The sequence below is a fragment of the Ignavigranum ruoffiae genome (assembly GCF_023195815.2).
Classification (GTDB): Bacteria; Bacillota; Bacilli; order Lactobacillales; family Aerococcaceae; genus Ignavigranum; species Ignavigranum ruoffiae.
In genome coordinates this window covers 317,184-337,038 of the sequence record NZ_CP096206.2, presented here as the reverse complement: position 1 = coordinate 337,038, position 19,855 = coordinate 317,184, and the positions used below count along the sequence as shown (strand labels likewise).

15 protein-coding genes are annotated in these 19,855 nt (G+C 38.4%); 1 reads left to right on the top strand and 14 read right to left on the bottom strand.

All coding sequences use genetic code 11. The annotated features are described in order from the left end of the window. Window positions 1–93: 93 nt before the first annotated feature. The gene (locus M0R79_RS01625) at window positions 94–1,860 is read right to left on the bottom strand and encodes an LPXTG cell wall anchor domain-containing protein (protein WP_248416694.1); all 1,767 of its coding nucleotides are present in this window, start codon (window positions 1,858–1,860) and stop codon (window positions 94–96) included. Window positions 1,861–2,104: 244 nt separating this feature from the next. On the opposite strand from M0R79_RS01625, the gene nagB reads away from it, so the two are divergent. Further along, window positions 2,105–2,815, top strand: coding sequence for a glucosamine-6-phosphate deaminase (gene nagB, locus M0R79_RS01620; RefSeq protein WP_248416695.1), 711 nt, complete (start codon window positions 2,105–2,107; stop codon window positions 2,813–2,815). 168 nt (window positions 2,816–2,983) lie between these two features. Here the strand turns inward: nagB and M0R79_RS01615 are convergent, their stop codons facing one another. From M0R79_RS01615 to adhE, 13 genes are all read right to left on the bottom strand, one after another. Beyond that, complete coding sequence (locus tag M0R79_RS01615; protein ID WP_248416696.1) at window positions 2,984–3,949, bottom strand: asparaginase; 966 nt, start codon at window positions 3,947–3,949, stop codon at window positions 2,984–2,986. Window positions 3,950–4,235: 286 nt separating this feature from the next. Then, window positions 4,236–5,543: a 6-phospho-beta-glucosidase gene (locus tag M0R79_RS01610; protein WP_248416697.1), complete on the bottom strand. Its 1,308-nt coding sequence runs from the start codon at window positions 5,541–5,543 to the stop codon at window positions 4,236–4,238. 103 nt (window positions 5,544–5,646) lie between these two features. Then, window positions 5,647–6,687, bottom strand: coding sequence for a Gfo/Idh/MocA family oxidoreductase (locus M0R79_RS01605; protein WP_248416698.1), 1,041 nt, complete (start codon window positions 6,685–6,687; stop codon window positions 5,647–5,649). Between the two features lie 235 nt (window positions 6,688–6,922). Continuing rightward, window positions 6,923–8,311 carry a PTS sugar transporter subunit IIC gene (locus M0R79_RS01600; protein ID WP_248416699.1) on the bottom strand — a complete coding sequence of 463 codons (1,389 nt, stop codon included), beginning with the start codon at window positions 8,309–8,311 and terminating at the stop codon, window positions 6,923–6,925. 14 nt (window positions 8,312–8,325) lie between these two features. After that, a complete protein-coding gene (locus tag M0R79_RS01595) occupies window positions 8,326–9,747 on the bottom strand; it encodes a glycoside hydrolase family 1 protein (protein WP_248416700.1) in 1,422 nt (473 codons plus the stop codon). A gap of 312 nt (window positions 9,748–10,059) precedes the next feature. Beyond that, complete coding sequence (locus tag M0R79_RS01590) at window positions 10,060–11,154, bottom strand: IS30 family transposase (RefSeq protein WP_248416364.1); 1,095 nt, start codon at window positions 11,152–11,154, stop codon at window positions 10,060–10,062. Between the two features lie 73 nt (window positions 11,155–11,227). Further along, window positions 11,228–11,566 carry a DUF3284 domain-containing protein gene (locus tag M0R79_RS01585; RefSeq protein WP_248416701.1) on the bottom strand — a complete coding sequence of 113 codons (339 nt, stop codon included), beginning with the start codon at window positions 11,564–11,566 and terminating at the stop codon, window positions 11,228–11,230. A 1-nt stretch (window position 11,567) separates the two neighbouring features. Further along, on the bottom strand, window positions 11,568–11,900 hold the full coding sequence (locus M0R79_RS01580) for a PTS sugar transporter subunit IIA (RefSeq protein WP_248416702.1): 333 nt from the start codon (window positions 11,898–11,900) through the stop codon (window positions 11,568–11,570). 3 nt (window positions 11,901–11,903) lie between these two features. Continuing rightward, on the bottom strand, window positions 11,904–12,215 hold the full coding sequence (locus M0R79_RS01575) for a PTS sugar transporter subunit IIB (protein WP_248416703.1): 312 nt from the start codon (window positions 12,213–12,215) through the stop codon (window positions 11,904–11,906). 17 nt (window positions 12,216–12,232) lie between these two features. Next, window positions 12,233–14,224 carry a BglG family transcription antiterminator gene (locus M0R79_RS01570; RefSeq protein WP_248416704.1) on the bottom strand — a complete coding sequence of 664 codons (1,992 nt, stop codon included), beginning with the start codon at window positions 14,222–14,224 and terminating at the stop codon, window positions 12,233–12,235. 66 nt (window positions 14,225–14,290) lie between these two features. Then, window positions 14,291–15,400 carry a DUF871 domain-containing protein gene (locus M0R79_RS01565; protein WP_248416705.1) on the bottom strand — a complete coding sequence of 370 codons (1,110 nt, stop codon included), beginning with the start codon at window positions 15,398–15,400 and terminating at the stop codon, window positions 14,291–14,293. 19 nt (window positions 15,401–15,419) lie between these two features. Beyond that, complete coding sequence (gene gmuD / locus M0R79_RS01560) at window positions 15,420–16,796, bottom strand: 6-phospho-beta-glucosidase GmuD (RefSeq protein WP_248416706.1); 1,377 nt, start codon at window positions 16,794–16,796, stop codon at window positions 15,420–15,422. Between the two features lie 244 nt (window positions 16,797–17,040). Then, complete coding sequence (gene adhE, locus M0R79_RS01555) at window positions 17,041–19,683, bottom strand: bifunctional acetaldehyde-CoA/alcohol dehydrogenase (protein WP_248416707.1); 2,643 nt, start codon at window positions 19,681–19,683, stop codon at window positions 17,041–17,043. Between the last annotated feature and the right edge of the window lie 172 nt (window positions 19,684–19,855).

Below are 19,855 nucleotides of genomic sequence, written 5' to 3'. Positions count from 1 at the left end.
GGTCACTTTTTGCAAAATTTAGCGCATAAAAAAACTGGAGCAAAGTAATCATGCTTTAACTCCAGTTTTTGTTAGGGAGGTATTTGGATAGGATTATTTCATCGATTGACTATTCTTACGATTAAAGAAGAAGACGGCTCCAGCTAAGGCTAGCAAGACAACACCGACGATGCCCCAAAGGCCTTTATTTTCACCAGTGTCAGGGAGTTGATCCTTGCTATCGACCGAGCTTTCCTTATCAACCGTCACACCGTCATTGACTTTCACTTGGACAAAGGCTTGTTGGCCATCCAATGAATTGGAGGTCACATTAATCAGATTACCTGCCTTAAGAGTGACCGTTTCTGGAACTTCAGTCGTCCAATTTCCTTCGGCATCAGCGTCGACACTTACTTTGTCGCCCGTTGTTTGGAAGAGTAAGGTGACCGTTGCTTCAGGCAAGGTGGTTCCAGAGATCATCTTGTCACCCGGCATAATATCCTTAACTTTGACAAAATTCTCTTGAACAGGAGCTTGACTCGTTGTCGCTTCAGCTGCTAACACGCCTGTTTCAATATAGCTAGTTTCATTGTCCAGAGAATTAGCAGTAATGGCTAAGGTCTCACCTTCACTTAAGGTTAAAGGAACATCCACTTGCCAATTTCCTTGTTGATCAGCATCGGTGGTCCACTTATCTCCTGTTGTCTCATGACGAACGAGGACGGTGGCCCCAGGATTGGTCGTCCCACGAATGGTTTCAGCGCCAGCATAGACTGGATCAGCTTTCACAAAACTGGCTTGCGCTTCAGTCGTATCGGCTTGACTTGAGTCTTGAGTAGTTTGACTAGCCGCCTCTACCGTAATTTCTTGATATGCTTGTTGATTATCCACTGAGTTAGCAGTAACGGCCAAGACTTGATCCGCCGTTATACTTTGCGGAAGTTCTACGGTCCAGGCACCTTGCTCATCGGCATCGACCGTCCATTTGTCACCAGTATCTTCCGAACGAACTAAAACAGTGGCTTGTGGACTCGTTTGACCGCTTATGATTTGGTCGCCTTCAGCGATTGGATTAATTTCTAAGCTGTGATCAACCGGCGCTACATCCGCCACCGTGGTGTCTCCTAAATCTGTGGCTTCGGTAGCATCTTCAACTCCATTCACATCTTCGACCACACTGGTTTCTGGGTCAATTGTTTGGGTCTCTGTTTCAGAAGCGCCATCTTCCACATTGGCTTCAACTAAGGTTTCAACAAATTCTTGTTGATTGTCTGTGGAGTTGGCGGTTAGATTGAATTTTTGATTGGCTTCAAGATTGAGTTCTGCCGGCAGTTCAATGACGAAATTTCCTGCTTCATCGGCATCAACCGTCCATTTATCACCGGTCGCTTCATATAATGCAGTGACCGTCGCTAGCGGACTGGTTTGACCGGTAATTTGACGGCTTGATGTATTTATTTCATCGACGGTTAAACTATGATCAATTAAGCCGACCGTAATGGTTTTGCTAGCAATTTCACCATCGGTTAAGGTCACGGTGAGATTCAATGTATCACCATCGACTAATTCGGTTTCTTCCGGCAATTCTGCTTGCCAGTTTCCTTCAGCGTCGGCATCAACAGTGACTTTAGCGGAAGTCTTCTCAACCATAATAGTGACTGTCGCATTTGCTTCGGTTTGACCTGAGACAAGCTTAGCCCCTTCTTCTACCAGATCTACACGAACTTTGGCTTGAGGATCTTGGATGGTTTGGGCTGAAACCACTGGTGAGAAATATTCTTGGTTGGGAATATTCAGCGACTGTGAAGTTCCGGCTAAGATTAAGCTGGCCGCACACGCGCTTACCCATTTGTATGTATAATGTTTCTTCTTAGTTTCCATTAAAATCACTCTTTCCTGTTTGCTTTCTTAAGTCTGATTTTATAGTAACAAGTATTTATGAAGAAAGCTTAACGATTCACCAGTCATTTTTTGAAATATCTGGGCAATTTGCGCCATTATGTGAAGATTTTGTTAAGTTACCTAAGCGCGTCTCAAGTTTCTTCTTATATAAGGGACTCTGGCTGTGAAACGTGGGAATCTATGATAAAATAAAAGTACTTTATGCAGAAAGGAATGTCATCATATGTACGTTCAAGTATTTAACAGTAAAGAAGAAGCTTCTAAAGCCGCTTTTGATCTTTTTAAGGAAACGATTGAGAACAATCCTCAAGCTACGTTCGGTCTTGCCACTGGTTCAACGCCTGAACCTTTATATCAACTCCTACGAGAATCTGACCTTGACTTCTCACAAGCGACGGCCCTTAACCTAGATGAATATTATGGTTTAAGTGCCGACCATCCTCAAAGCTATGCCTACTTTATGAAAGAGCAATTGTTTGATCATAAACCTTTCAAAGAAACATTTATTCCTCAAGGTGACCAAGCCAATGTGGAAGAAGAAACAGCTCGTTATGACCAAGTTCTCGCTGAGCATCCCATTGATTTACAAATCCTAGGTGTGGGCAATAACGCTCATATAGGTTTCAATGAACCTGGTAGCTCCTTTGATGCCACAACACGCTGTGTTGATCTAACCGATACCACGATCCAAGCCAACAAACGCTTCTTCGACTCCGCCGAAGATGTGCCAACCAAAGCTTATTCGATGGGAATTAAATCAATTATGGATGCTAAGAAGATCATTCTGCTAGCCTTCGGCGAGAACAAAGCCCAAGCGGTCAAAGACATGATTGAAGGTCCAGTAACGACCGATGTTCCGGCTTCCATCTTGCAAGAGCACCCACAAGTTGCTGTCTTTCTAGACAAAGAAGCTGCTAGCCTATTAAATAATTAAATCTTTCTCGGTGAAATTTTTTGAAGATTGGGTCTGCTAAATCATTTAGACTCGAAAAAGCCCTGACCAGTAATTGGTTAGGGCTTAAATTTTGAGCGATGAGTTTCTACTTCAGGATCTAACAACTCGGTATTCACCATTGAGCTAATTTTTAAAGTGATGCATTAGTTAAGTTAGAGTAAAAGCGGCCTCTATATCGACCTTCTGCTCGGTATTTAAAAGGACCAACAATTTCAACCGAGCTTTGACTCCACTAAGACCTTGGGCAAAGATGACACCTGCTTGACGCAATTGCTTGCCGCCACCACGATAATCATAGACATCCTCAGTCACCCCATTAAAGGCACGTGAAACCATAATCACTGGCAGGCCTTGCTCAATCAGTTCTTCAATGGCTTGAACCGTTTCTGGTGGCATATTGCCTGCACCCAATCCTTCAAGAATCAGACCTTTAAAGCCAGCTTGGCCGACTGCTCGAATTAATGACCCATCCATCCCAGAGAAAGCCTTGAGTAAAGCCACCTTTTGCTTGACTTCTTGCAACGGATAATATTCTTGCCGAATTATATTCTGGAAATAGAGCACCTGATTCTTGGAAATCAAACCAATAGGACCAAAGGTTGGCGTCTGGAAGGTCGCTAAATTGGTGGTGTGCGTCTTGGTCACATAGGTCGCCGCATGAATTTCTTCATTCATCACCACAATGACCCCCTTACTGTGAGATTCAGGTGCAGCCGCTACCAAAATTGAACTCCGCAAATTAGCCAGGCCATCCGCACCAATCTCATTGCTGGACCGCATGGCTCCAGTTAACACCACTGGAATGAGTAAATCCAAGGTCAGTTCTAAGAAATAAGCCGTCTCTTCTAAGGTATCCGTGCCGTGAGTCACCACAATCCCATCAAATCGTCCAGCTTCTTCTTGAATATATTGACTTAAAGCAAGCATCTTTTCTTCATTCATATGCGGCGAAGGCAAATTAAACAAGTCAACTACCGTAATTTCAGCTAAATTCTGAAATAAGTTACTTTGTTGATGAATGGGGTTAGCAGAAGATGGGGAAACTTTCCCGGTTGTATGGTCTTCCGACATGGCAATCGTCCCACCCGTGTTGATCAATAATACCTTGGTCATTCAAGTCCTCCTTATCTATCATCCAAGGACAGTATAACCCTTTTGCCTAAGTCGGTGCAAGCGCCTCCAGCAAGCAAAATAAAAATGATTAACGCGAAAATCACCCGTCGAAGTTGACTAAAATGGTTATTATTTTGTCCTGTCAGAAAGAACTGATAGTAATGATTAACTTTATTGACTTGGAATCAATCGGGAAGCAAATTGAAATTTTAGATTCTGACTGGCAAATTCATGTATCTTGCTATAATACAAGTAAAAAATTATTTTACCTAAAGTCATTTTGCCTTTAATTAAACAGATATTTTTTATGGGCTTCTGCAAGTTCATTGATAATCGCTTCAGAACGATGGTCATCTCTTGAAAGTGGATTAGTAACCAAAGCAAGTAAAACCTTGTCATAATCTTTCTCAATAGCTGCCTCAATTACCATTAATTCAAAAGCTTTAATTTGTTGTATGATGCCTCTAATAGGTAAAGGAAGACTACCAGTGGCAAGAGGAATCGGGCCGTGCTTGGTAATGATACTATTGACTTCAACGACTTCATCCGCATTTAAATCACTAATGGCTCCCTGATTTAATACATTAACAGTATGTATATCTCTCTTGTCATTATAAATGGAGTTAATTAAATTTACCGCCACTTCACTATAATAAGCTCCGCCACGTTCTTCGAGTTGTTTAGGTTTCTCATCCGTTCTTTCATTCTGATAAATTTCAAAAAGTTCTTGCTCAACCCGTTTTACTACATCGGCTCGAGTTTGTTGTTTTTCATTCCACTCTTTCAATTGAGCTTCTAACATTAAATCACTCTGCCAATAATATCGAACATAGTCAATCGGTAGCATATTTAATGCTTTAATAAAGCGTGGATTCCAATCAACAGCCTCTATATTCTTTAGACCTTGTTGATCAATCTGCTGACAAAATTGTTCAATAACCTGAGTCGTGACATTTTCATCATCCAAATAAATGTTCTTAGCAAAAACCATATGATTTAAACCCGCAAATTCTACATACACATGACTCGCATCTGATTCAAGTATCTGTTCAATTTGCTTTTGCATTCCTATCGGACCATTACAAACACCAATCACATTTTTAAATGGTGAATATTTGTGGATGGCTTGAGTAATTAATCCAGCTGGATTAGTAAAATTAATTAACCAGGCTTTAGGACAAATTTCCATCATCTCTTGACAGATCTCTAGAATAACTAGAATTGTTCTAAGTGCTTTGAAAAGTCCACCTGGTCCATTAGTTTCTTGACCAATAGTTTCATATTTTAAAGGAATCTTCTCATCTTTTGAACGTGCTTCGAGCATCCCGACCCTAAATTGAGTGGTAACAAAATCGGCATTTACTAGCGCCTCTTTGCGGTTTAAAGTCGTTGATATTTTTATGGGCAAATCCGCTTTGGCAACCATACGACGGGCTAAATTTCCAATAATTTCTAATTTTTCTTTACCTTCTTCTATATCTACCAAACAAATCTCTGAAACTGGTAATTCAGGGTAATTTTTAATAAACCCCTCAATCAATTCTGGGGTGTAAGAAGATCCACCACCGATTGTAACAATTTTTAATGATTTCATTTATCTTCTCCTTTGCTGAAATTCATCAGAAGCCAGATTTAGTCGAATTTTCTTTCTTCAAGGTTAATAAGAAAAAAGAGTCACCTTAGAAGTAAGATATAGTTTAATGCTTATGAATATTGTGCGCTTTTAACCGGTGTTTAAAGCCGGTTTCTAAGATATGGATCACTTCAAGAGTTTCTTCGTCTTTGACCAGCTTCTGTTCCCCATTTTTGAGTGTGTCGTACAATTTCAGATAATATAAACTATAGTCTCCTTGATGAGTGACGACTTTTTCTTCACGATATTGTCCTACTTCATCAACATAGACTATAGTTCCAAAATGAATAGGCTGATCCTCACCGAAACCAACTTGATCAGGCATATAAAATAGCTTTAAATGTTCTTCTTGACGATCCTTGGTTTGTTTGATGAACATGCCTTTCTTACCGTAAGCAACCATACTTGGCCGGGGCTTTATCATATAATATGAAGACTGGATACTGACCTTTAATTTATCATAGTATAAATCAAGGTCGAAATAATCATTCATTTTATTGGCAGCAGTTAGTTGACGAATATCATAATGCACTTGATCTGGTTTTCCAAAATAAGAAATAATTTGATCAACCGTATGAGATCCATGACCATATAAAAAGCTGCCCAAGGCCGAATTTCCCTTAGACTCAAGAGGTGTCTCTGGACGGTAATAATCAAAATGCATTTGTATTTCAAAGAGTTCACCTAACTTATTAGATTCAATGACATCCTGCAAAGTTAAAAAGTCAGAATCAAAGCGTCGATTTTGATAAGCTTGAAGAACGAGACCATTCTGCTTAGCTAATTCAAATAATTCTTTCGCTTGCTTCCAATTTTCGACAAATGGTTTCTCTAGAATGACGTGCTTATTAGCTAATAACGCTTCTTTAGCTAATTGATAATGAGTTTCAGAGGGCGTTGTAATAATAACCAAAGTAATTTGTGAATCATTCCAAATTTCATTCAGATCATGGATATACTTTACCGCAGCTTGTTTTGGCCAAGGGCTATTAGAAGAACGAGAAAATATCTTTTCTATTTTGTATTTGGAAGTCAATTTTCTTAAAAAGGGTAAATGGTAACGATTAGTCGATTTTCCATTCCCAATAAAAGCTAGGTGTATCATATTTCCTTCCTTTCATAATATAAGATCCAAAGAAAAGCATGCACCACTAACTCCAGATATTAATGGGGCATGCTTATTTTTATTTTCTTTTAAGACGGTAAATCCCCAAAATGATAAAGGCTAAGCCTGTAATAATGTTCAAAATCGGATATTGAACAGAATAGGACAAACTCACTAAAACTAATCCTACCGCGATTAAAAACAAATTCCAACTCTTTCGATTATCCATCATTTATCATTTCATTTCTGGAACTTTAATCTTATTAGCACTTATTACAAAAGGTGCCCAAATAAGGAATGAGATAAAGAGATTAAATAATGAAACCAGTCCAGCCATCAAGTTACCTCCAGTAGCTAGATAAGCATATAATCCTGGAGGGGTAATCCATGGAACAGCTAAAAATACAGGTGGAATTAAACCAGCAGAAGTTGCTAGATAAGCAATCGTCGCACAAATTGGTGGCGTAATTAACCAAGGAATAACAAAAGTAGGATTTAAAACAATTGGCATACCGAAAATAATCGGTTCATTGATATTAAAGATTCCCATCGGAGTCGCTAATTTTGCAATCGTCTTGTGTTCTTCACGTTTAGAAAGAAGGTAGATAGCAATAATTAGCCCGAGAGTCACACCAGATCCTCCCATTTGAGCATAAGCATCAAAAGAACCCCGAGTCCAAGTCCATGGAAGTTTAGCAATGTTACGTGTGGCTTCATACACTGCCGTATTCTCATTTAGTGCTACTCCATAAATACCATCCATCACCGGTGCCAACACGTTATGACCATGCAAACCAAAGAACCAGAATAATTGAACAAGGAAAGTTAATAGAATAACTGATCCTACACCTTGTGACAGACCCATCAGTGGCTGTTGAACATATTTTGAAATTAGATCATTGATAGGTTGTCCTGATAAAGTAAAAATTAGATAAGCAATTAATGATGACATATAAATAGCAGCTGTTCCAGGGATAATAGCAGCAAAAGCCTTATTAACAGCAGGAGGTACTGTGTCTGGAAGTTTGATCATAATATTCTTCTTTGTGAAGTAAATATAAGTAAAAGTCGCTATAAATCCAACAATCAGAGCAGTAAATAGACCCGTTGCACCAGCATAGGCTAATTGAATGGCTCCCCATTGACTCGTTTCCAAAGAGACCATTTCTCCATCTCTAACAACGGCTAAACCAGCTTTACTTAAAGCTTCGATTGTTGTGGCATCTAAAGCAGTAATATCGGTTAATATATTTAGTGACTGTGGCATGGTTGCGATAAAAGAAGCAAAAGAAATAATTCCCCCAGCCAACGGATTCACTTTATAAGCATTAGATAGATTGTAACCAAATGTAAAAGCAAAGAACAAAGCCATAATAGCAATCGTGCCAAAATACACATAACCATTGATATCAATGAGAGGTTGCATTGCTTCTGCAAAGCCAGTCCAGCCCATGCTGGTCGGAATATCACGGAAAAATACATTGAGTAAGACGGCAATTGACCCAGCCATCGTAATAGGCATGGCAGCAATGAATGAATCCCGAATAGCTACCAAATGTTTTTCTGAGCCGATTCGCCCAGAAACTTCCATAAATTTTTCAGTAAAGTTTTCTTTAAAACTCATGTTTAATCAACTCCTCAACCTAAATTTTTTTGTTTTTGAATAAAATATTTGTACCAATAATAACTGTCCTTCTTAATACGTTGTAAAGTCCCTGATTGCTCAGCTTCTTGTCGATCGACATAGACTAAACCGTAACGCTTTTGATACCCATTTAGCCACGATAGCAAGTCTGTAAACGACCAGGTACAATAACCGAAGACTTGACTTCCATCTGCAATTGCTTGTTCAATCGCTTGAATATGAGTTTCTAAGTAATTAATTCGATAATCATCATGGATTTGACCATCTTTTGTCAATTGGTCATATTCCCCTAAACCGTTCTCAGTAATTAAGATAGGAATATCATAGCGGCTGGTAAGGCGATTCAAAGCAATCCTTAACCCTGTTGGATCAATTTCCCAATCCCAATTTGTTGTTTCCAGATATGGATTCTGAACTCTCTTATATAGACCCGGTTCGCCACTTTCCTTTTGCTTGCTTTTCTTGCCACTAGTATTCATAGCTAGTTGACCTACACCATCGATCGGATTAAAGGCGAAAGTATTTGATTGATAATAATTAATTCCCAAGAAATCAGGCTGACCTGCTTTTAAAATTGCTAAATCGTTTTCAAGAATGTTGATTGAAATATGTTTTTTGTCTTTTAGATACGTGATGACGGATCGTGGATATCTTCCCCATAAATAGACATCCAACCAAAAATGACTATTCAAATCTTCCATAAAATCCGTGGTCAGAACATTTTGAGGATTACAATCTAAGGCATAAGCTGGTGAGTAGGCAAAACTAGGACCAATTTTCCCATCTGGAACCATCTCGTGAAATAAGCTTATAACGCTAGCGTTCGCTAAATTCGCGATATGATTTGCTTGGTACATTCTTTGTGGATCTTTAATGCCTGGTGGATGCATGGCTAAATTATAACCAAAGTTAATAAAAATATTCTGTTCATTCAAAGTAACCCAATATTTGACTCGATCACCAAAATTTTGAAAAAGAATTCGTGCATAGGAAACAAAATCTTCAATAATCCTCCTGGACTCCCAACCTTTATACTCATCTTGCAAGGCCTGAGGGAGATCCCAATGATAAATTGTAATAATTGGCTCAATCTCATGAGCAATTAATTCATCAATCAAATTAGAATAAAATTCAATTCCAGCCTGATTAACTTGACTTCTCCCTTCAGGTAGAATACGAGACCAAGCAATCGAGAAACGATATGCTTTTAAACCCATCTCGGCCATCAAGGCAACATCTTCTTTATAACGATGGTAGTGGTCTACCGCCACTTTACCTGTCGTTCCATTAAACGTTTTCCCCGGAATCTTAACAAATTCATCCCATACGGATGGGGATTTTCCGTCTGTCAAATGTGCACCTTCAACTTGATAAGCCGCAGAGGCGGAACCCCATAAGAAGTCTTTATCGAACAAGTTTTATCATCTCCTTTCTTTCAAATTTTATTAAATATAAAGTCGAGTTGAGCTTCCATTTTCTTTTGTAAAGATTTCCTAAACAGTATGCTTAACAACTTGTAATTCCATTTAGTAAAAAAATCTGTCTGCTCAACAATTTCTTCATAATGTAAATTTCAAGTATAAGTTAGCCACCTAGGGTAACTAGCTATGTAACTTTAATCCTCTCTGTCAGTGACGGCTTGACAATGAGCTGAGGCATGGTAGTTTGGTTCACTAATGGGTCATTGACCGCCTTACCAAGAAAACCATGCCGAAGGAGGCTCGTTGTCAAGCGGGCACGTGTGCGCGAGCTTGTCTTTCTTTATAGAAACAGCGCTTGAAGACTTCATAAGGGGTCTCATAGCCTAAAATTTTGCGCGAATAGTTGTTCATCCATTGTTGGATGCGCCGACAATCGGCTTCAGTCACGTCTTTCATGGACGTTTCTTTGGGCAGAAATCGGCGAATCAACCCGTGTTGATTTTCACTGGTTCCTCGTTCCCAAGAGGCGTAAGGATGGGCAAAATAAACGGCCACGTCGTCAGCCAGTGTTTGACTCAACCCCGCAAATTCTAAGCCGTTATCCGCCGTAATACTCTTAAAGAGTAGCGAAAAATGGTCGCTTGCGCGTGCTCGTAAGCTTTTGAGGGCGGCGTCCACCGCTTGAGCCGTCTTGTTCTCAATCTTTAGAATGACTTCAAAACGACTCAGCCTTTCTACTAAGGTTAACAAGACGGGTTCATCTCTGCCTTTCTTGCCAATGACCGTATCAATTTCCCAATGTCCAAAAGTTTGACGGGTGTTAATTTCTTCAGGGCGTTCGTCGATGGACATCCCTAGGACTTTCTTATGGGGTCGAGTCTTCGGCGCGCTGACTCTGGAATGTCGTTTCAACTTTTCAACTAAATCAATATTTCGGGTCTGCATAATCTGGCAATCAATCCAATGATAGAGGGTCGTCGTACAAGGAATCAGACGCGGATCAATGTCGAGGACCTGCTTGGCGCGATGCACTACCACATCGGGTGACCACTTATCTTCTAACATCCGTTGATCGGCCCAATCGATAAAGACACGTGAATAGGCCCAAAGTGGTTTACGTCCACAATGTTGACGCTGATGCTCATAATCTTCTTGGCCGACTTCCGCGATATACTTGGAATATTGATAGGTATAAACCTTCCCATGTTGCTTTTGTTGACGGACTTGTTCCACCGAACCCCGTTTGATTTCGTTATGAATTGTTTGGGGCGCCCGTCCCAGTATTCGAGCAATGGCTCGGTTAGAATAGCCTTGTTTTTTCAACAATTCAATTTGGCTCCGTTCTTTGAACGATAAGTGTTTTGATTTACGATCAGATGTGGTAAAGTGAGTTTGCGTCATGTAAATTCATCCTTCTTATATTTTTGTGTGGTAACTAAAATATAACATGAATTTACATGGCTTTTATTATTTTTTAGCGGTGGCTAAGTTGATTATAAAATCCGCCAATTTCTTCATAATTAACCCTAATTTGATTTGGACTTAAAGAATCAATATCATATGTAATAATTTGTTTGCCTCGATTAGAAGAAATAATCGCTCGATATCTTTGATTCTCAATCAATTCAACTATTTCGACTTCAGCTTGTTGAATTCCTTTGTTTCCGAAACTGGTAATATATTTTAATCCCGTTAATTGTTGGTTAGTTTCTAAATGTTTACCCGTACTTCTTTGATAATCTGCTCTGAGTGAAGTGAGAATCGAATCAAAATAAGCTCCAGCTGATGTTAAATATGTCTTAGTAATTTTCATCTTAAACTCCAGGTTTTATTTGTTCGATGGTTCTGTACAAATCAATGACCTCTTTCGCCATATCAATAAAAGTCAGAGCAGTCATTAAATGATCTTGTCCATGGACCATTAAAAGACTGACTTCGATAGATTTTCCAGCAGCTTCTTGACTAAGCAAGTTAGTCTGTGATCTATGTGCTATATTTAGCGCTTCATTCGCTTCTTTAATATTTTTTTCTGCAGTTTCAAAATCAAATACTTTGGCAGCACGAATGGCTTCTACTGCTTTTCCTTTAGCATCACCGCCGTGCATAATTAAGCCCATGATGGCTTCTAGATTTTGTGTTTCTTCCATAAATTACTCCCCTAGCATATTTAAAGCTGTGTTTAATACGTTTTCTCCATTCATTGTGCCGTAATCCATCATGTTAATCGAATCGACTTTAATTTTAGGAGCAAATTTTTCATTATATTCTTTAAGCATAAATTTAACCTGTGGGCCGACTAAGATGGCATCGATGGTTTTATTTGCTACTTCATTGTCTACTTCAGAAACCGGAACAGCGAAAATTTCTGCTTCGACACCTTTATCCTTGGCCGCTTTTTGCATCTTTGTAACCAAAAGTGACGTGGACATCCCAGCATTACAAACTAACATAATTGTTTTCATTTTCATTCCTCTTTCTTTTAATTATCTTTCAACATTTCACTAAAAATTAAACAAAAAATATCGTAAGTCTTAGCTTGATCTAACTTATCTTGGATCATTCTATCTTGGACAATATGAATAAGTCCTTTAGAAACTTGTCTCATTAAGCGATTGCTGTGGGTAGATGGAGACAATAAGAAGATATATTTAACACTAGGGTGCTTAGCATCCCAATACATTCCATCTGGAATAATAGCAACCACAATCTGTTCTTTATCAGTTAAAGCTCTATTGGGATGAGGAATAGCCAAAATATCATCAAAGACAGTCGCCCCATACCTCTCTCTTATCTGAATTTCTTTATAAAATTCATGTAAAAAGCTTTCCTTAGGCAATTCGCTTTCCAACAGCTCAATCATCTGACTTAACAGCTTGTTTTTTTCAATTTTTTGCGTGATGTATAGAAACTGATGACGATGAAAGCAGTCAGTAAACAATTCTTCTTTTAAAATAAAATCTTCTTTTTGAGAAATAGAATCCCTGTGATCAATAGCATTTAAATAACCGCGAATCAAATTAACATCCTCTTTATCTAGCAAGACATTTACTGTGAGAACTGGAATGGGTAAATATAAGTTATCTAGATTAATTGATGAAATAACTAAGTCTACATTTTTTAAATATTCATCTGTAATATCGTAATAACTAATGACATCTTTTATCTTCAACTGATGGCCAAATTCATGTTCAAGACGATTTCTTAACATTTGTGCACTACCATAACCAGTGGCACAGACGACTAGTATATTTAATTTCCTTTGTTGATAATAGCGCTCAATCGCTGCCAAAATATGTAAAACAACGTATGCCCACTCATCATTATTCACTGAATAAGAAGCTAAATATGGCATTTTAGCCAAATATTTCTTGGTTAAACCAAATTCATCTTGATAATTGCTTAAGATATCGTCGGTCAAGGGATTACTAATTTGACTATTATTCTTTAAACGATTTAATAATTGTTGAAAATGGACATGGACACCTTCAATTAAGGTCTGATCCAAGGAAATTTTTCCTTTTAATGCTTTGGACAAATCTGAAAGAGCTTGCTCTAATTGGAACTTAAGTGAGTCTCGATTTTCAGGAAGTTTTTGACGACCACTCCCCTTGTTAATAAGATGAAGTACAATATATTTATTCTCATTGATCGGGAACTGTATCGATAGTGTTTTCTCCAATCGGCTAATAATTTTTTGAGCCACTTCAAATTCTTTTGTATGACTATAATCATTATCTAATTCTAGGTTATCGAGAGAATAACCTGCTTCTAATCGTTTGATAGTTAGGGCTATATGTAGAACGAGATTATGAATTATATAATCTGAAAGTGGCAATTGGGCTTCCCTAATTTCATCGAGGACAATTATCGTTAACTCGTTTAAATTAATCTCATTCCCAAAGAACGCCTCACTAATATATGGCATAAATGATTGATCGAATTTAGGTGTGAAAAAATAGTCCATCATAAATTTTCTTTTATTTTTTTCAGAACCGTCAATATCTAAACCTTGATTTCCCCGATTCACTAAATTCAAATGATAAGGTTCTATAAGTAAACGAATTTCTTTTAAAGTAGCCAATACACTGGTATTACTTAAAAATAGTAAATCTTCCAAATCAGCAACTGAAGCTTGTTGATGATCAAAAAACAACTTGTTTAAAATGAAATGTTGGCGATCTCGACTTTCTTCAATATCCGTAATTTTTTGTGGATGGATTCGTTTCTTTAATTCACTTTGCCAAAAAAAGTTGAACAATACCGGTTGTTGAATCGTCAATTTATAACCTAAGCCTTGTTTGACATCTAATGAAGCTCCATTTTCATTTAAAACTTTATCCAGTCCATTTAAGTATTTCCGCACTGTCTTATCTGAATATTGGACTAACTTAGCAATTTCTTGACTTGAAATATATTCATCAGGAATATTTTGGAGAACATCTAATATTTGCCATTCTTTTTTGTTTAACAAATATTATCACCTCAAATTTTCTTACAGCTGTATATGTATCTTTTTGTATATAGTTCAGTACTCTATCTAATCAACAATTTGAAGATTAAAAGCTTGCCAAGCTTGCAAATAGTCAATTAAATACACTTCTTCAGTTTCAATCTGACCCACTACATTGGTTCGTTGATCCAAATCAATATCTTGCAAAGCAATATATAGTTCACCCTTATAACGATTGTAGAGATCATTATCAATTAGAATAGTTCCCTTCTTGGCTCTTTTTGATTGATTTATTGGTAGAATCGGCTTGTCTTGAAAGACAAGTCTAGGTTCACTGGATCGAATTAGATAGGGCGATATATCTCCTCGATAATGGTGAGGATAGGCTATTATCTGACGTTCAACTTCACTAATTTCCTGAATGGCATGAATATTAAAGAATATAGGTTCTTTTAATATTTTTTCTGCGATTATTAATTCGTCTTCACTCATAAACTGATTCGCCACAATCACATGGTCAATCAATCCAAGTAATTTATAGAATTTTATTTGTGTCGCCAAAGATTGATTACGATGAATTTCTAATGTACACAGACCTTCAGAAAGTGGCCAAGGACCTTCTACAGCATGAGGAGAGCTCACAAAGGCTGCTGTTTCAATGCCTCTTTCCTTAAAGAATTTAGTCATATACATAAAATGGTCTAGAGAAAGTCCAGTTAATTTGCGTGGATAGAAGTTATGGCTAGCAGTAATATTCTGTAGATTAGCGCCTGCCTCAATCAAATCGACCAATAATTGTTCGTGAGTACTCATATTAATTTCGATTTTAATATTCAAATCGTTATGGCTCCATTGAACAATTTCTTCCATATTATCAGTCACATCTAAGCGAATAACTTGGATTCCCCTCTCGTGGATATGGTCTAAGGTATTTTCTTCCCAAGCAAAACGCTTAATGACATTTGGATTTATATCCACAACGACAGTCATCGATAAAGTATTTAATAATTTGAGAAGTTTCTTATATTTTTCAACTTTCTTAGTGTCTTGAGCATCTATCTGCAACAAAGATAGGAAAATACGATTGACTCCACGTTGGTGTAATCTATGAATATAATTTTCTATTTCTTTAAAATCATGAAAGTCTGGATAAATTGAACAGCCTAGTTGTGGTCGAACACTATCTGGCTTGAGCATTTTTTTATCCCCCCTCTATTTAAAAGCCATTATTCGTCGATAATTCCTTAAACCATTCTCCTGATTTCTTGATCGTACGACGTTGTGACTGCAAATCTAATTCTACTAAGCCATACCGATTCTTATAAGCATTTAACCATGACCAACAATCGATGAAAGTCCAAACTAGATATCCTTTGCAATTGGCACCATCTTCAATTGCTTGATGTAATACTGATAAATGATTTTTATAAAAATCAATTCGATAATCATCTTGGATTTGATTATTAAGCTTGAATTTCTCTTCACCTTCGACTCCCATACCATTTTCAGTCAAAATCCATTCAATATTTCCATAATTTTCTTTTATGTTCTTGGCAATATCATAAATTCCTTGCTCATAAATTTCCCAGCCACGATGAGGATTCATCTTACGACCTGGCATCACATAATTATCATAATAATAGTCGGGCATAAATGGAGCTTCAGGATTCATCATATATTTAGGTGCCATGACCCGCATAGGTTGGTAATAATTTACGCCTAAGAAATCAACTGTATGAAGCGCAATTAATTCTAAATCTTCTTTCTGAAACTCTGGCATGAGTTGATGTTTGTTAATCAAGTGAATTAACTTATCAGGGTATTTTCCTTTAACGGATGGGTCTAAGAAAGACCGTGCTTGAAATAATTCTGCAATTTCTGCGGCTTCTTTATCTGCCGGCTGATCACTTCTTGGATAAGCGGGAGTTAAATTCAATATAATTCCTATTTTGTTCTTTTCATTAACTTCATGGGCTGCTTTAACTGCTAAAGCGCTCGCAAGTTGGGTGTGATAGGCTACTTGAACCGCTGCTTTAGCATCTACCTTACATGGATAATGATATTGATATAAATAACCACATTCTACATGAACAATCGGCTCATTGAATGTTGTCCACGCGTCAACATACTGACCGAATAGTTCAAAACAAGTTCTTGCATAATTTTCATAAGCCAATACTGTTTCACGGTTTTCCCAACCACCCTCATTTTGAAGAGCCATCGGCATATCAAAGTGAAAGAGGTTGACCATTAAATAAATTCCTTCTTCTTTAATTGCTTTAAATACAGAGGAATAAAATTCAACTGCTTTAGGATTAATCGCCCCGCGCCCTTGGGGAAAGAGCCGTGACCACTGAATAGAAGTTCTAAAAGCATTATGTCCGGTGGCTTTAAGCAACTTGATATCCGTTAAATAATTCTCATAAAAGGTTGACGCTCGACTTGGGCCAATATTTCCATGGAATTTATTGGGTTCTTTTTGGTACCAATAATCCCAAATACTATCGCCCTTGCCATCTCCTTCAACTCGACCTTCAGATTGGGGACCAGATGTTGACGATCCCCATAAAAATTTATCAGGAAAAGTAATCATAGCTTCACTCCTTATCTATTCTAATGATATCCTAATTAAATCTTTGAAGACAATTTATTTTTTCCTTATCGATAAGGAAGTTTGAAAAGGCTTAACTTTGGAATAGTTTTTCCTCGATATTTATTTATACAAAAATCACCCAAGCCATCTTGCCAGAAAAACACTTCATTTCCTGGCTCTTTGGCTTGGGTGTCTCTGTATTAACGTTTTATAGCGAGGCGTAATGATTGGCTGCAGAATCTGGTTATTTGATTTGGCCTCCGTTTTCGCCGTATCCTAACCAGGCTGCTTCGAGAATGTCACGCATATCTTTAACTAGTGGTAAGCGTGGATTGACTGGGGTACATTGGTCACCATAAGCGAGGTAGGCAATTTCATCTAAAGACTGATCGAAGGCTTTCTTGTCTTTGATTTGGGCTTTAAAGTTCATTTCAATGCCTACTCGGCAACCTAATTCATAGATCGCTTGAGCCAAGCTATCAACTGCTTGATCAGCGGTATCAGCTTGAAGACCTAACATTCTAGCGACTTGTTGGTATCGTTGGTCTGCTTGGTAATGATTATATTTTGGCCAGGCAGCTAATTTTCCTGGTTTGCTACCATTATATCTCACCACATATGGTAATAAGATAGCATTGGTTCGGCCATGGACCGTATGGTGAACTCCACCCATCTTATGAGCCATCGAGTGACTAATTCCGAGGAAGGCATTGCCAAAGGCCATACCAGCCATGGTTGATGCGTTATGCATTCTCTCGCGGGCTTCTGGATCACCAGCTACCGAATCCTCAAGGTTGTCAAAGACCATCTTAATCACTTGCAAGGCTAATCCATCCGTGTAATCATTGGCCATAATTGAAACATAAGCTTCTAGCGCATGCGTCAATACATCCATCCCGGTATCAGCAACGACAACCTTAGGCACGGTCATAATTAAAGAGGCATCAACAATCGCTATCGTTGGTAAGAGTGAATAATCGGCTAGGGGATATTTACGATTGTTCGCCTTATCAGAGATAACCGCAAATGGGGTTACTTCTGAACCTGTTCCTGAAGTAGTTGGGATACCAATGTATTTAGCTTTCGCACCTAATTCAGGGAAACGAACTGCCCGTTTACGAATATCCATAAATTTCTGTACTAAGTCTTTAAAATCCACTTCTGGACGTTCATAGAAGAGCCACATAACTTTGGCTGCATCCATAACTGATCCTCCACCTAAAGCAATGATAGTATCTGGTTGGAATTGACTTAAGCGATCGGCACCAGCTCGCACAGTAGTGATATCAGGATCAGGCTCCACATTATCGAAAATATCATAGACCACTTTGTTTTGTCGTTTGTTCAGTTGATCGATGACACGATTGACAAAACCTAGGTCGACCATGGTCTTATCGGTCACGATCATCACCCGTTCAAGACCTGCCATGGTGGTCAGATATTGGATCGAATCTCTTTCGAAATAAATTTTACTTGGGACTTTAAACCATTGCATGTTATTTCTCCGCCGTCCAATCTTCTTAATATTCAATAAGTGCATTGCCGTCACATTATCACCAATCGAATTATGACCATAGCTACCACAACCTAACGTTAAGGAAGGCATAAAAGCATTATAAACATCCCCGATACCGCCAAAAGTAGAAGGTGCATTCCAGATTATCCGCATTGCCTTGACTTGATGGCCAAACTCTTTGACTAAGTCTTCATCGCGGGTATGGATAGCAGCCGAGTGTCCTAAACCATTAAATTCTACCATGGCTTTGGCCTTAGCCAAACCGTCTTCAGTGGAGTCTGCTTTTAAGATAGCGAGGACAGGGCTCAATTTTTCCCGAGTGAGCGGTTGTTTCGGTCCTACTTGATCACATTCTGCAGCTAAGATCACCGTATCTTCAGGGACTTTAATGCCGGCTTGTTCAGCAATCCAAACAGCAGGCATACCGACTACTTGCGAATCTAGATGAGCTTGGTCAACATTGGCCGAACCTGAACTTACACTAAACATAAATTTCTCTAATTTAGCTTTCTCACGAGCATTGACGAAATGAACATGATAAGTTTTCAATTCGTCAACCATTTCTTGATAGATTGCTTGATCAATGATGGCAGCTTGTTCGGAAGCACAAACCATCCCATTGTCAAATGACTTGGAGAGGACAATATCATAGGCGGCTTGTTTGACGTTGGCTGATTTCTCAATATAAGCTGGAACATTCCCAGCACCAACACCAATCGCTGGTTTGCCACAAGAATAGGCAGCTTTCACCATGGCATTCCCCCCTGTAGCCAAAATGGTGGCCACCTGGTCATGATTCATTAATTGGTTGGTTGCTTCCATACTAGGTTGGCTAATCCATTGAATACAGTCGTCAGGAGCTCCTGCAGCAATCGCTGCATCACGGACGATTTGGGCTGCATGAACCGATGATTCTTGAGCACTTGGGTGGAAAGAGAAGATAATTGGATTCCGTGTTTTTAAGGCAATCAAAGATTTAAATATGGCCGTTGAAGTTGGATTTGTGGTTGGGGTAATCCCGCAAATAATTCCTACTGGTTCGGCTACCAAAGTTAAACCTGTTACTTCATCTTCTTCAATTACGCCCACCGTCTTCATATTCCGCATCGAATTCACCACATGCTCACAGGCAAATAAGTTCTTGGTTGCCTTATCTTCAAAGACACCCCGGCCGGTATCTTCAACAGCATGACGAGCTAAGACATCATGCTGGTCTAAGGCAGCGACTGAAGCTTTGGCTACGATATGGTCAATTTGTTCTTGATTTAATTCGACGAATTCATCGAGGGCTACTTGGGCCTTGGCCACTAATAAATCTACTTCACTCAATTGTTCTGGCTGAATGCCACTTTCTTTAATTTTTTCAGTCATTTGAATCGCTCCTTTTAGAATTGCTTTTCAATAGTTTGTTAAATATTTCACATATAGATAATAAATCTTTTTGTGCATGTTTTCAAGATATTTTGCTTAAAAAGCCGATGAATACGTTTTCTATTTGAAAAATATAATTTTCGAATTTATTTTATTATTCTAAGTAGTCGTT